Source organism: Escherichia sp. Marseille-Q3837, assembly GCF_916618735.1.
Classification (GTDB): Bacteria; Pseudomonadota; Gammaproteobacteria; order Enterobacterales; family Enterobacteriaceae; genus Escherichia; species Escherichia ruysiae.
On record NZ_CAKAKC010000001.1, the window covers coordinates 2,878,583 to 2,891,993 of the forward strand.

12 protein-coding genes are annotated in these 13,411 nt (G+C 49.7%); 11 read left to right on the forward strand and 1 reads right to left on the reverse strand.

Annotated features, from left to right (window positions below; all coding sequences use genetic code 11):
• Positions 1-42 precede the first annotated feature (42 nt).
• The 4 genes from araG to otsA all read left to right on the forward strand — a co-directional run bounded on the left by araG (position 43) and on the right by otsA (position 4,924).
• Complete coding sequence (gene araG / locus LG381_RS13745) at positions 43-1,557, forward strand: arabinose ABC transporter ATP-binding protein AraG (protein WP_001187835.1); 1,515 nt, start codon at positions 43-45, stop codon at positions 1,555-1,557.
• 14 nt (positions 1,558-1,571) lie between these two features.
• Entirely contained in the window at positions 1,572-2,558 is a 987-nt protein-coding gene (gene araH / locus LG381_RS13750; protein ID WP_000100212.1) for an arabinose ABC transporter permease AraH, read from the forward strand.
• Between the two features lie 163 nt (positions 2,559-2,721).
• Positions 2,722-3,525, forward strand: coding sequence for a trehalose-phosphatase (gene otsB, locus LG381_RS13755; RefSeq protein ID WP_000138759.1), 804 nt, complete (start codon positions 2,722-2,724; stop codon positions 3,523-3,525).
• Complete coding sequence (gene otsA / locus LG381_RS13760) at positions 3,500-4,924, forward strand: alpha,alpha-trehalose-phosphate synthase (protein ID WP_225762545.1); 1,425 nt, start codon at positions 3,500-3,502, stop codon at positions 4,922-4,924. The genes otsB and otsA overlap by 26 nt, the downstream gene beginning before the upstream one ends.
• A 6-nt stretch (positions 4,925-4,930) precedes the next feature.
• On the opposite strand, the gene uspC is transcribed toward otsA, so the two are convergent.
• Complete coding sequence (gene uspC / locus LG381_RS13765) at positions 4,931-5,359, reverse strand: universal stress protein UspC (protein WP_000122665.1); 429 nt, start codon at positions 5,357-5,359, stop codon at positions 4,931-4,933.
• Positions 5,360-6,135: 776 nt separating this feature from the next.
• On the opposite strand from uspC, the gene flhD reads away from it, so the two are divergent.
• The 7 genes from flhD (at position 6,136) to tar (ending at position 13,300) form a co-directional block, all read left to right on the forward strand.
• The gene (gene flhD / locus LG381_RS13770; protein ID WP_001516558.1) at positions 6,136-6,486 is read left to right on the forward strand and encodes a flagellar transcriptional regulator FlhD; all 351 of its coding nucleotides are present in this window, start codon (positions 6,136-6,138) and stop codon (positions 6,484-6,486) included.
• A 2-nt stretch (positions 6,487-6,488) separates the two neighbouring features.
• Positions 6,489-7,067 carry a flagellar transcriptional regulator FlhC gene (gene flhC, locus LG381_RS13775; RefSeq protein ID WP_001291590.1) on the forward strand — a complete coding sequence of 193 codons (579 nt, stop codon included), beginning with the start codon at positions 6,489-6,491 and terminating at the stop codon, positions 7,065-7,067.
• Positions 7,068-7,190: 123 nt separating this feature from the next.
• Positions 7,191-8,078, forward strand: coding sequence for a flagellar motor stator protein MotA (gene motA / locus LG381_RS13780; RefSeq protein ID WP_000906346.1), 888 nt, complete (start codon positions 7,191-7,193; stop codon positions 8,076-8,078).
• Positions 8,075-9,001, forward strand: coding sequence for a flagellar motor protein MotB (gene motB, locus LG381_RS13785; RefSeq protein ID WP_000788499.1), 927 nt, complete (start codon positions 8,075-8,077; stop codon positions 8,999-9,001). The genes motA and motB overlap by 4 nt, the downstream gene beginning before the upstream one ends.
• A 4-nt stretch (positions 9,002-9,005) precedes the next feature.
• Positions 9,006-10,970: a chemotaxis protein CheA gene (cheA, locus tag LG381_RS13790; protein ID WP_225762546.1), complete on the forward strand. Its 1,965-nt coding sequence runs from the start codon at positions 9,006-9,008 to the stop codon at positions 10,968-10,970.
• A gap of 20 nt (positions 10,971-10,990) precedes the next feature.
• Positions 10,991-11,494 carry a chemotaxis protein CheW gene (gene cheW / locus LG381_RS13795; RefSeq protein ID WP_000147302.1) on the forward strand — a complete coding sequence of 168 codons (504 nt, stop codon included), beginning with the start codon at positions 10,991-10,993 and terminating at the stop codon, positions 11,492-11,494.
• A 144-nt stretch (positions 11,495-11,638) separates the two neighbouring features.
• Positions 11,639-13,300, forward strand: coding sequence for a methyl-accepting chemotaxis protein II (gene tar / locus LG381_RS13800; RefSeq protein ID WP_010345055.1), 1,662 nt, complete (start codon positions 11,639-11,641; stop codon positions 13,298-13,300).
• Positions 13,301-13,411: the final 111 nt, after the last annotated feature.

The window sequence follows — 13,411 nt, forward strand, 5'->3', positions numbered from 1 at the left end:
GTGCAGAGGGGGTGTGAAAGACCAGTGATTCACGGAGACGTTATGCAACAGTCTACCCCGTATCTCTCATTTCGCGGCATTGGTAAAACTTTCCCCGGCGTTAAGGCGTTGACGGATATTAGTTTTGACTGCTATGCCGGTCAGGTTCATGCGTTGATGGGTGAAAATGGCGCAGGAAAATCAACACTCTTAAAAATCCTTAGCGGAAACTATGCGCCAACCACGGGTTCTGTAGTGATTAATGGACAAGAAATGTCCTTTTCCGACACGACCACTGCGCTTAACGCGGGCGTGGCGATTATTTACCAGGAACTGCATCTCGTGCCGGAAATGACCGTCGCGGAAAATATTTATCTCGGCCAGCTTCCCCATAAAGGCGGCATTGTAAATCGTTCACTGCTGAATTATGAAGCAGGTTTACAACTCAAACATCTGGGTATGGATATTGACCCGGCTACGCCGCTGAAATATCTCTCCATTGGTCAGTGGCAGATGGTTGAAATTGCCAAAGCTCTGGCGCGTAACGCCAAAATTATCGCCTTTGATGAGCCAACCAGCTCCCTGTCTGCCCGTGAAATCGACAATCTTTTCCGCGTTATTCGTGAGCTACGAAAAGAGGGGCGGGTGATCTTATACGTTTCTCACCGTATGGAAGAAATATTTGCTCTCAGCGATGCCATCACCGTCTTTAAAGATGGACGTTACGTCAAAACTTTCACCGATATGCAGCAGATTAACCACGACGTTCTGGTACAGGCGATGGTCGGTCGCGATATCGGCGATATCTACGGCTGGCAACCGCGTAGCTATGGTGAGGAGCGATTGCGCCTGGATGCAGTTAAGGCGCCAGGCGTGCGTACGCCAATAAGCCTGACCGTTCGCAGTGGTGAAATTGTTGGTCTGTTTGGTCTGGTGGGGGCTGGACGCAGCGAATTAATGAAAGGCATGTTTGGTGGTACGCAAATCACCGCCGGTCAGGTTTATATCGACCAAAAGCCGATTGATATTCGCAAGCCGGGTCACGCCATTGCCGCTGGCATGATGCTCTGTCCGGAAGATCGCAAAGCGGAAGGTATTATTCCGGTGCATTCCGTTCGTGACAATATCAACATCAGTGCCCGTCGCAAACATGTGCTTGGTGGTTGTGTGATCAATAACGGCTGGGAAGCGAATAATGCTGATCACCATATTCGTTCGCTCAATATCAAAACGCCGGGAGCGGAGCAATTAATCATGAATCTCTCCGGTGGTAATCAGCAGAAAGCCATTCTGGGGCGTTGGTTATCGGAAGAGATGAAGGTCATTTTGCTGGATGAACCTACGCGCGGTATTGATGTGGGAGCCAAGCACGAAATATATAACGTGATTTATGCGCTGGCGGCGCAGGGCGTGGCGGTGCTGTTTGCCTCCAGCGATCTGCCCGAAGTCCTCGGCGTTGCCGACCGTATTATCGTCATGCGTGAAGGTGAAATCGCGGGTGAATTGCTACACGAGCAGGCAGATGAGCGTCAGGCACTAAGCCTTGCTATGCCTAAAGTCAGCCAGGCAGTTGCCTGAGTAAGGAGAGTATGATGTCTTCTGTTTCTACATCGGGTTCTGGTGCATCTAAGTCGTCATTCAGCTTCGGGCGTATCTGGGATCAGTACGGTATGCTGGTGGTGTTTGCGGTGCTGTTTATCGCCTGTGCCATTTTTGTCCCGAACTTTGCCACCTTCATTAATATGAAAGGGCTGGGGCTGGCAATCTCCATGTCGGGGATGGTGGCGTGCGGCATGTTGTTCTGTCTCGCGTCGGGTGACTTTGACCTTTCTGTTGCTTCGGTAATTGCCTGTGCAGGTGTTACTACGGCGGTGGTTATCAATCTGACCGAAAGCCTGTGGATAGGCGTGGCGGCAGGTTTGCTGCTGGGCGTCCTCTGCGGTCTGGTGAATGGTTTTGTTATCGCCAAACTTAAAATTAACGCTTTGATTACCACGCTGGCGACGATGCAGATTGTCCGTGGTCTGGCGTATATTATCTCCGACGGTAAAGCGGTCGGTATCGAAGATGAAAGTTTCTTTGCTCTCGGTTATGCCAACTGGTTCGGCCTGCCTGCGCCAATCTGGCTCACTGTCGCTTGCCTGATAATCTTTGGCTTGCTGCTGAACAAAACTACCTTTGGTCGTAATACGCTGGCGATTGGCGGTAACGAAGAGGCCGCGCGTCTGGCAGGTGTACCGGTTGTCCGCACCAAAATCATTATCTTTGTTCTCTCTGGTCTGGTATCGGCGATTGCCGGGATTGTTCTGGCTTCGCGCATGACCAGCGGTCAGCCGATGACCTCGATTGGCTATGAGTTGATTGTTATCTCAGCCTGCGTTTTAGGTGGCGTTTCTCTGAAAGGTGGCATCGGAAAAATCTCATATGTGGTGGCGGGTATCTTAATTTTAGGTACTGTAGAAAATGCTATGAACCTGCTCAATATTTCTCCTTTCGCGCAGTACGTGGTTCGTGGCTTAATCCTGCTGGCGGCGGTGATCTTCGACCGTTACAAGCAAAAAGCGAAACGCACTGTTTGATGCTTTTTTCCGCAAAAATTTAGCCCTTTTTTCCTCCACAGCCAGCCGCCACAACGGCTGGCTGTTCTTTTTTGCAAATGGCGAGCTACGTCACACTGTCTATACTTACATGTCTGTAAAGCGCGTTCTGCGCGAACTATAAAAAGATAAGGAGGAGTACCGGGTGACAGAACCGTTAACCGAACCCCCTGAACTATCCGCGAAATATGCCTGGTTTTTTGATCTCGATGGAACGCTGGCGGAAATTAAACCGCATCCCGATCAGGTCGTCGTGCCTGACAATATTCTGCAAGGACTTCAGCTACTGGCAGCCGCAAGTGATGGTGCATTGGCATTGATATCAGGGCGCTCAATGGTCGAGCTTGACGCACTGGCAAAACCTTATCGCTTCCCGTTAGCGGGTGTGCATGGGGCGGAGCGCCGTGACATCAATGGTAAAACGCATATCGTTCATCTGCCGGATGCGATTGCCCGCGATATTAGTGTTCAACTGCATACGGCAATCAGCCACTATCCCGGTGCGGAGCTGGAGGCGAAAGGGATGGCGTTTGCGCTGCACTATCGTCAGGCGCCGCAGCACGAAGACGCCTTATTGAGATTAGCGCAACGCATTACCCAGATTTGGCCGCAAATGGCATTACAGCAGGGAAAGTGTGTCGTCGAGATTAAACCAGGAAACACCAGTAAAGGGGAGGCGATTGCTGCCTTTATGCAGGAAGCTCCCTTTATCGGCCGTAAGCCCGTTTTTCTGGGCGATGATTTAACCGATGAATCTGGCTTCGCGGTCGTTAACCGACTGGGTGGAATGTCAGTGAAAATTGGCACCGGAGCGACTCAGGCATCATGGCGGCTGGCGGGCGTGCCGGATGTCTGGAGCTGGCTTGAAATGATAACCAACGCATTACAACAACAAAAAAGAGAAAATAACAGGAGTGATGACTATGAGTCGTTTAGTCGTAGTATCTAACCGGATTGCACCACCAGACGAGCACGCCGCCAGTGCCGGTGGCCTTGCTGTCGGCATACTGGGTGCACTGAAAGCTGCAGGTGGACTGTGGTTTGGCTGGAGTGGCGAAACGGGGAATGAGGATCAGCCGCTAAAAAAGGTGAAAAAAGGAAATATTACCTGGGCCTCTTTTAACCTCAGCGAACAGGATCTCGACGAATACTACAACCAATTCTCCAATGCCGTTCTCTGGCCTGCATTTCATTATCGACTCGATCTGGTGCAATTTCAGCGTCCTGCCTGGGACGGCTATCTACGCGTAAATGCGTTGCTGGCAGATAAATTACTGCCGCTGCTAGAAGACGATGACATTATCTGGGTTCACGATTATCACCTGTTGCCATTTGCGCATGAATTACGCAAACGAGGGGTGAATAATCGCATTGGTTTCTTCCTGCATATTCCTTTCCCGACGCCGGAAATATTCAATGCGCTGCCGACGTATGACACCTTGCTTGAACAGCTTTGTGATTATGATTTGCTGGGTTTCCAGACAGAGAACGATCGCCTGGCGTTCCTGGATTGCCTTTCTAACCTGACCCGCGTTACGACGCGTAGCTCAAAAATCCATACGGCCTGGGGCAAAGCGTTTCGAACCGAAGTTTACCCCATTGGCATTGAACCAGATGAGATAGCCAAACAGGCTGCCGGACCATTGCCGGCAAAACTGGCGCAACTAAAAGCGGAACTGAAAAACGTACAAAATATCTTTTCTGTCGAACGACTGGATTATTCCAAAGGTTTGCCGGAGCGTTTTCTCGCCTATGAAGCGTTGCTGGAAAACTATCCGCAACATCACGGTAAAATTCGCTATACCCAGATTGCGCCAACGTCGCGTGGTGATGTGCAAGCGTATCAGGATATTCGTCATCAGTTGGAAAATGAAGCCGGGAGAATTAACGGCAAATATGGTCAATTAGGCTGGACGCCGCTTTATTATCTGAATCAGCATTTTGATCGTAAATTACTGATGAAAATCTTCCGCTATTCTGATGTTGGATTAGTGACGCCGCTGCGCGACGGAATGAACCTGGTCGCGAAAGAGTATGTTGCCGCACAGGATCCTGCCAATCCGGGCGTACTGGTACTTTCGCAATTTGCCGGAGCGGCAAACGAACTGACGTCGGCGTTAATTGTAAACCCCTACGATCGTGATGAAGTTGCGGCGGCGCTCAATCGGGCGTTGACGATGTCGCTGGCGGAACGTATTTCCCGCCATGCAGAAATGCTGGAAGTTATTGTGAAAAACGACATTAATCACTGGCAGGAGTATTTTATTCGCGACCTAAAGCAGATAGTTCCGCGAAGTGCGGAAAGTCAGCAGCGCGATAAAGTTGCTACCTTTCCGAAACTGGCGTAATGGCAGTTAATCTCCCTTAAGCGGAACCAGTAGTACATCGACCTCGCTTGAGGCAATCACACTTTTCGCTGAGCAGGATGCTCGCGAAAAGAAACTGTGGTTATGATTGCCGCAAATCACCAAATCGAATTTATGCTTACGGCACACTGCCAGAATATGTTCGCTTAACTCACCGTAAGCAATAAATGTCTCTTCTACCGGATATCCCGCATCCTTTATTAATTTATCAAGAAAGTTTTGTGTTTCTTCATGCATCACGCTGCGTAAATCTTCAAGCATCGGTGCGGCTAATTGATTGAAGATTTCCGGGTCGGAAGCGAGAGTGATCAAACTTATGCGCCCATTAACCGGACGGGCGATAGAGACCGCTTTTGTCAACAGTTGCTGGCTTTCTGGCGAGACAGCTACAGCAACAAGAACATTGGTATAGCTCATAACCTGCTCCTTATTCTGTGAACTTCAGGTGTTATTACAGCTTTACTCTGAATGAGGCATTGATGCAATAACAACTCAGTCAAAAAGGTAAATATTAGGCTGGTTACTAGTAAGAATAATTAATTAGTGCCGCAATGTTATTATGCGATCGCCAGTATGGCTGTAAGAAGTAAAATTATCTATTTTCCTTATAAAACAAATGGTTAATGTTTGAAAAACATTTATATAACATTTGAGGGGTTCTCGGCTTTATTTTCACTTGAACTGGGTCATGTTATGTAACTCTCTGTTTGAAAATAAGTTATGGAGGATAAATAAATTTATTTCATACATAACAGATGGTTATTTACGGTGATTTATATTAACAGTGCGCAACATAATAATTTTATGCCTCTACTTCATTTTTGAAGCCAGAGGCGCTGAAAAACTTTTTAACAGAATGAAATATCATCAAAACAAAAGTATGACTTATACATTAATGTTAAGTAATTGAGTGTTTTGTGTGATCTGAGTCACACATTATCGAAAATCGCAGCGTCGCTCCGTTGTATGTGTGAGTGGTGACGAGTACAGTTGCGTCGAATTAGGAAAAATCTTAGTTAAGTGTAAAAAACACTATTCTCTGTAAGGGATTGTTTCATCGCTTACGATGTTTGTGTTTTTTCGTTGATCGCAACTATTCCATGGTTATTTACTTTTTACCGGGATTTCCCGGCGACATCACGGGGTGCGGTGATACCGCATAAAAATAAAGTTAGTTATTCTGGATGGGAATAATGCATACCTCCGAGTTGCTGAAACATATTTATGACATCAATTTGTCATATTTACTTCTTGCACAACGTCTGATCGTTCAGGACAAAGCGTCCGCCATGTTTCGTCTCGGTATTAATGAAGAAATGGCAACAACGTTAGCGACGCTGACGCTTCCGCAAATGGTTAAACTGGCAGAAACCAATCAACTGATTTGTCATTTCCGCTTTGACAGCCACCAGACTATTAATCAGTTGACGCAGGATTCCCGCGTTGACGATCTCCAGCAAGTTCATACCGGTATCATGCTCTCTACACGTTTGTTGAATGATGTTAATCAGCCCGAAGAAGTGCTGCGTAAAAAAAGGGCCTGATAATGAGTGAAAAAAGCATTGTTCAGGAAGCCCGGGATATTCAGCTGGCAATGGAATTGATCACCCTCGGTGCTCGTTTGCAGATGCTGGAAAGTGAAACACAATTAAGTCGCGGACGCCTGATCAAACTCTATAAAGAACTGCGCGGAAGTCCGCCGCCGAAAGGTATGCTGCCATTCTCCACCGACTGGTTTATGACCTGGGAACAAAATGTTCATGCGTCGATGTTTTGTAATGCATGGCAGTTTTTGCTGAAAACCGGGTTATGTAACGGCGTCGATGCAGTAATCAAAGCCTATCGTTTATACCTCGAACAGTGTCCGCAAGCCGAAGATGGGCCGCTGCTGGCGTTGACACGCGCCTGGACACTGGTGCGATTTGTTGAAAGTGGTTTACTACAACTTTCCAGTTGCAAGTGCTGCGGCGGTAATTTTATCACCCATGCCCATCAGCCTGTTGGCAGCTTTGCCTGCAGCTTATGTCAGCCGCCATCACGAGCGGTAAAAAGACGTAAACTTTCTCAAGACCCTGCCGATATTATCCCTCAACTGCTGGATGAACAGAGAGTACAGGCTGTTTAACTCACGCGATATGGCGAAACATTCCAGCAGCGGCAACTGATTGTCGCTGCTTTTTTCCCCGACCGTAAGTTAACGCCTGACGACTGAACATCCTGTCATGGTCAACAGTGAAAGGATGATGTCGTGCTTATCTTATTAGGTTACCTGGTTGTTCTCGGTACAGTTTTCGGCGGTTATTTGATGACCGGCGGAAGCCTTGGAGCACTTTATCAACCCGCTGAACTGGTGATTATTGCCGGTGCAGGTATTGGGTCGTTTATTGTCGGCAACAACGGTAAAGCCATCAAAGGCACGCTTAAGGCGCTGCCGTTACTGTTTCGCCGCTCCAAATACACCAAAGCAATGTATATGGATCTGCTGGCGCTGCTTTACCGGCTAATGGCGAAATCACGCCAGATGGGCATGTTTTCGTTGGAGCGCGATATTGAAAATCCTCGCGAGAGCGAGATCTTCGCCAGTTATCCTCGCATTATGGCTGATGCCGTCATGCTTGATTTTATTGTCGATTATCTGCGCCTGATTATTAGTGGTCACATGAATACCTTTGAAATCGAAGCTTTGATGGATGAAGAGATCGAGACTCACGAAAGCGAGGCGGAAGTCCCGGCAAACAGTCTGGCGCTGGTCGGTGACTCGCTCCCGGCATTTGGTATTGTCGCGGCTGTGATGGGAGTGGTTCACGCGCTCGGTTCGGCTGACCGACCTGCCGCCGAACTGGGGGCGTTGATTGCTCATGCGATGGTGGGGACTTTCCTCGGTATCTTATTGGCTTATGGATTTATTTCCCCGCTGGCAAGTGTTTTGCGCCAGAAAAGCGCAGAGACCAGCAAAATGATGCAGTGCGTCAAAGTCATACTGCTTTCTAATCTCAACGGTTATGCACCGCCAATTGCGGTTGAATTTGGTCGCAAAACGCTCTACTCCAGCGAGCGCCCGTCGTTCGTCGAACTGGAAGAGCACGTTCGTGCAGTGAAAAATCCGCAACAGCAGACGACAACTGAGGAAGCATGAAGAATCACGCGCATCCAATTATTGTCGTCAAGCGACGCAAAGCGAAAAGTCACGGCTCGGCGCATGGATCGTGGAAGATTGCTTATGCTGACTTTATGACTGCGATGATGGCTTTTTTTCTGGTGATGTGGCTGATCTCCATCTCCAGCCCAAAAGAGCTGATTCAGATTGCAGAATATTTCCGCACGCCGCTGGCGACGGCAGTAACGGGCGGTGATCGCATTTCTAATAGTGAAAGCCCAATTCCTGGCGGGGGTGATGATTACACCCAAAGCCAGGGAGAAGTGAATAAGCAACCGGACATTGAAGAACTGAAAAAACGCATGGAGCAAAGTCGGCTGCGGAAATTGCGGGGCGATCTCGACCAGCTTATCGAATCAGACCCGAAACTACGGGCGCTGCGTCCACATCTCAAAATCGATCTGGTGCAGGAAGGTTTACGCATTCAGATTATCGACAGCCAGAATCGCCCGATGTTTAAAACCGGCAGTGCTGACGTCGAACCCTATATGCGTGACATTCTGCGGAGTATTGCGCCTGTGCTGAACGGTATTCCTAACCGTATCAGTCTCTCAGGTCATACCGATGATTTCCCTTACGCCAATGGTGAGCAAGGCTATAGCAACTGGGAGCTTTCTGCCGAACGCGCCAATGCGTCGCGCCGTGAGCTAATGGTGGGCGGTCTGGCTGATGGCAAAATTCTGCGCGTTGTCGGCATGGCAGCCACCATGCGTTTGAGCGATCGTGGACCTGATGATGCCGTCAACCGTCGAATCAGCCTGCTGGTTCTGAACAGACAAGCAGAACAAGCTATTTTGCATGAAAACGCTGAAAGCCAGAATGAGCCGGTAAGTGTTCTGGAAAAAACAGGGAGCGCACCGCAGGTCAGTGTTCCCACAATGCCATCAGCCGAACCGAGGTGACTGCGTGAGCATGGATATAAGCGATTTTTATCAGACATTTTTTGATGAGGCGGACGAACTGTTAGCCGATATGGAGAAGCATCTGCTTAATTTGCAGCCAGAAGCGCCAGATGCCGAACAGTTGAATGCCATCTTTCGTGCAGCTCATTCCATCAAAGGAGGGGCAGGAACGTTTGGTTTTACTGTGTTACAGGAAACCACGCATCTGATGGAAAACCTGCTCGATGAAGCCAGACGTGGTGAGATGCAGCTTAATACCGACATTATCAATCTGTTTTTGGAAACGAAGGACATCATGCAAGAACAGCTCGACGCTTATAAACAGTCACAAGAGCCAGATGCCGCCAGCTTCGATTATATCTGCCAGGCCTTGCGTCAACTGGCATTAGAAGCGAAAGGCGAAACGGTATCCGCAGTGACCCGATTAAGTGTGGTTGCCAAAAATGAACCGCAAGATGGTCAGAATAGCCGCCAATCGCCGCGACGAATTATCCTTTCGCGCCTGAAAGCGGGAGAAATCGATCTGCTGGAAGAAGAGCTGGGACATCTGACAACGTTGACTGACGTGGTGAAAGGAGCCGATTCGTTATCGGCGACATTAGCGGGAGATATTGCGGAAGACGACATTACTGCGGTGCTTTGTTTTGTCATTGAGGCCGATCAGATTGCCTTTGAAAGCGTTGAGTCTACGGCGAAAGTATCTGCGCCACCGGTGCTTAAACTTGCCGCCGCAGAAGCGCCAGTTGTACGGACAGAACGGGAAAAACCGCCGCGCGGCAGCGAATCCACCAGTATCCGTGTGGCTGTAGAGAAGGTTGATCAACTGATTAACCTTGTCGGCGAACTGGTCATCACCCAGTCGATGCTGGCTCAGCGTTCGAGCGAACTGGACCCGGTTAATCATGGTGATTTGATTACCAGCATGGGGCAGTTACAACGTAACGCCCGTGATTTGCAGGAATCGGTAATGTCGATCCGCATGATGCCGATGGAATATGTCTTTAGTCGCTATCCCCGGCTGGTACGTGACCTGGCGGGAAAACTCGGCAAACAGGTAGAACTGACGCTGGTGGGCAGTTCCACTGAACTCGACAAGAGCCTGATAGAACGCATTATTGACCCGCTGACCCATCTGGTACGCAACAGTCTCGACCACGGAATTGAACTGCCGGAAAAACGCCTCGCCGCAGGCAAAAACCGCGTCGGAAATTTGGTTCTGTCTGCTGAACATCAGGGCGGCAACATCTGCATCGAAGTGACCGACGATGGCGCGGGGCTAAACCGTGAACGGATTCTGGCAAAAGCTGTTTCACAAGGTCTGACCGTCAGCGACAACATGACAGATGACGAAGTGGCAATGCTGATATTTGCTCCTGGTTTTTCTACAGCAGAGCAGGTTACCGATGTCTCCGGACGCGGTGTCGGTATGGATGTGGTCAAACGTAATATCCAGGAGATGGGCGGTCATGTCGAAATCAAATCGACGCCGGGCGCAGGAACTACGATCCGCATTTTACTGCCGCTGACGCTGGCGATCCTCGATGGCATGTCTGTACGTGTTGCAGATGAAGTTTTCATTCTGCCGCTGAATGCCGTCATGGAATCACTGCAACCCCGTGAAGCCGATCTGCATCCACTGGCGGGCGGCGAGCGGGTACTGGAAGTACGTGGTGAATATCTGCCCATCGTCGAACTGTGGAAAGTGTTCAACGTCACGGGCGCGAAAACTGAAGCGACTCAGGGAATTGTGGTGATCCTGCAAAGTGGCGGTCGCCGCTACGCTTTGCTGGTGGATCAATTAATTGGTCAACACCAGGTAGTAGTGAAAAACCTGGAAAGTAACTATCGCAAAATCCCGGGAATATCCGCCGCAACGATTCTCGGCGACGGCAGCGTGGCACTGATTGTTGATGTTTCTGCCTTGCAGACGATAAACCGCGAACAACGTATGGCGAACACCGCCGCCTGAATGAGTAAAAAGGTAACAATATGACCGGTATGACGAATGTAACAAAGCTGGCCAGCGAGCCGTCAGGCCAGGAATTTCTGGTATTTACCCTTGGTGATGAAGAGTACGGTATTGATATTCTGAAAGTGCAGGAGATCCGTGGCTACGATCAGGTAACACGGATTGCAAACACGCCAGCGTTTATCAAAGGCGTCACGAATCTGCGCGGCGTTATTGTGCCGATTGTTGACTTACGAATTAAGTTCAGCCAGGTGGATGTGGACTATAACGACAACACGGTAGTTATCGTACTGAATCTCGGACAACGGGTGGTCGGCATCGTGGTTGACGGCGTTTCAGACGTGCTTTCATTGACGGCGGAGCAAATTCGTCCGGCACCGGAATTTGCCGTGACGCTTTCAACAGAATATCTCACTGGATTGGGCGCACTGGGCGACCGTATGTTGATTCTGGTGAACATCGAAAAACTGCTGAATAGCGAAGAGATGGCGCTGTTAGATAGCGCGGCGTCAGAAGTGGCGTAATTCTCCTGATTTCCTCAATTGAAATGAACCCGATGATCTGCGCATCGGGTTTTTTATTTCAATTTCGCGGCGGGTGGCATCAGCAATAAAGTTTCCCCCTTCCTTGCCGATAACGAGATCAACTTGTTTTCAGGAAGGTGCCTTATGATTAACCGTATCCGCGTAGTCACGCTGTTGGTAATGGTGCTGGGGGTATTCGCACTGTTACAGCTAATTTCCGGCAGTTTGTTTTTTTCTTCGCTTCACCATAGCCAGAAAAGCTTTGTCGTTTCCAATGAACTACGGGAACAACAGAGTGAGCTAACCTCAACCTGGGATTTAATGCTACAAACGCGCATTAATTTGAGCCGTTCGGCGGTGCGGATGATGATGGATTCATCCAATCAACAAAGTAACGCCAAAGTTGAATTGCTTGATAGCGCCAGGAAAACATTGGCCCAGGCAGCGACTCATTTTAAAAAATTCAAAAGCATGGCACCGTTACCTGAAATGGTCGCCACCAGTCGTAATATTGATGAAAAATACAAAAACTATCACACAGCGTTAACTGAACTGATTGATTATCTTGATTATGGCAATACTGGCGCCTATTTCGCTCAACCAACTCAGGGAATGCAAAATGCGATGGGCGAAGCGTTTGCTCAGTACGCCCTCAGTAGTGAAAAACTTTACCGCGATATCGTCACTAACAATGCGGAAGATTACCGCTTTTCCCAGTGGCAACTGGCGGTTATCGCGCTGGTGGTGGTATTGATTCTGCTGGTGGCGTGGTACGGCATCCGCCGTATGTTGCTTACCCCGCTGGCGAAAATCATTGCTCACATTCGCGAAATTGCCGGTGGTAACCTGGCGAATAGCCTCATCATTGATGGGCGCAGTGAAATGGGCGAACTGGCGCAGAGCGTTTCGCATATGCAGCGTTCTTTGACCGACACAGTCACCCATGTGCGCCAGGGGTCGGACGCCATCTATGCCGGTACACGTGAAATTGCAGCGGGCAATACCGATCTTTCATCACGCACTGAACAGCAGGCATCCGCGCTGGAAGAAACTGCCGCCAGCATGGAACAGCTCACCGCGACGGTGAAACAGAACGCCGATAACGCCCGTCAGGCCTCGCAACTGGCACAAAGTGCCTCCGACACCGCGCTGCACGGCGGCAAAGTGGTGGATGGCGTGGTGAAAACCATGCATGAAATCGCCGACAGTTCGAAGAAAATCGCCGACATTATTAGCGTAATCGACGGCATTGCCTTCCAGACCAATATCCTCGCACTGAATGCCGCTGTTGAAGCCGCGCGTGCCGGGGAACAGGGCCGTGGTTTTGCCGTGGTGGCAGGCGAAGTGCGTAATCTTGCCAGTCGCAGCGCCCAGGCAGCAAAAGAGATCAAAGCTCTGATAGAAGACTCAGTTTCCCGCGTTGATACCGGTTCTGTGCTGGTCGAAAGCGCCGGGGAAACGATGACGAATATCGTTAATGCGGTTACGCGCGTCACCGACATTATGGGGGAAATTGCTTCAGCCTCCGATGAGCAGAGCCGTGGCATTGATCAAGTTGCGCTGGCCGTGTCGGAAATGGATCGCGTCACTCAACAGAATGCCTCGTTGGTGCAGGAGTCAGCCGCCGCTGCTGCCGCACTGGAAGAGCAGGCCGGTCGTTTAACGCAGGCAGTATCCGCATTTCGTCTGGCAGCCAGTCAGCTAAACCACAAACCACCACTAAAATCCCAGCCTGCCAGTGAGCAATCACCTGCGCAGTCGCGGCGGCGTATCGCTGAACAAGAGCCAAACTGGGAAACATTTTGATGGGTATTTACTCAAGCGCCATTGCCGCCAGATGAGGCTGATGATGCAACAGAACGTCGCGCTTATCGTTTCTGGTGGCGCTATTACAACACAATCGGTGCAGTTACAGGC

Excerpts from the sequence above, each read along its gene's own strand:
- flhD (WP_001516558.1), top strand. The coding sequence starts at position 6,136 with ATGCATACCTCCGAGTTGCTGAAACATATTTATGACATCAATTTGTCA.
- araH (WP_000100212.1), top strand. The coding sequence starts at position 1,572 with ATGTCTTCTGTTTCTACATCGGGTTCTGGTGCATCTAAGTCGTCATTC.
- otsA (WP_225762545.1), top strand. The coding sequence starts at position 3,500 with ATGAGTCGTTTAGTCGTAGTATCTAACCGGATTGCACCACCAGACGAG.
- flhC (WP_001291590.1), top strand. The coding sequence starts at position 6,489 with ATGAGTGAAAAAAGCATTGTTCAGGAAGCCCGGGATATTCAGCTGGCA.
- araG (WP_001187835.1), top strand. The coding sequence starts at position 43 with ATGCAACAGTCTACCCCGTATCTCTCATTTCGCGGCATTGGTAAAACT.
- motB (WP_000788499.1), top strand. The coding sequence starts at position 8,075 with ATGAAGAATCACGCGCATCCAATTATTGTCGTCAAGCGACGCAAAGCG.
- cheW (WP_000147302.1), top strand. The coding sequence starts at position 10,991 with ATGACCGGTATGACGAATGTAACAAAGCTGGCCAGCGAGCCGTCAGGC.
- tar (WP_010345055.1), top strand. The coding sequence starts at position 11,639 with ATGATTAACCGTATCCGCGTAGTCACGCTGTTGGTAATGGTGCTGGGG.
- uspC (WP_000122665.1), bottom strand. The coding sequence starts at position 5,359 with ATGAGCTATACCAATGTTCTTGTTGCTGTAGCTGTCTCGCCAGAAAGC.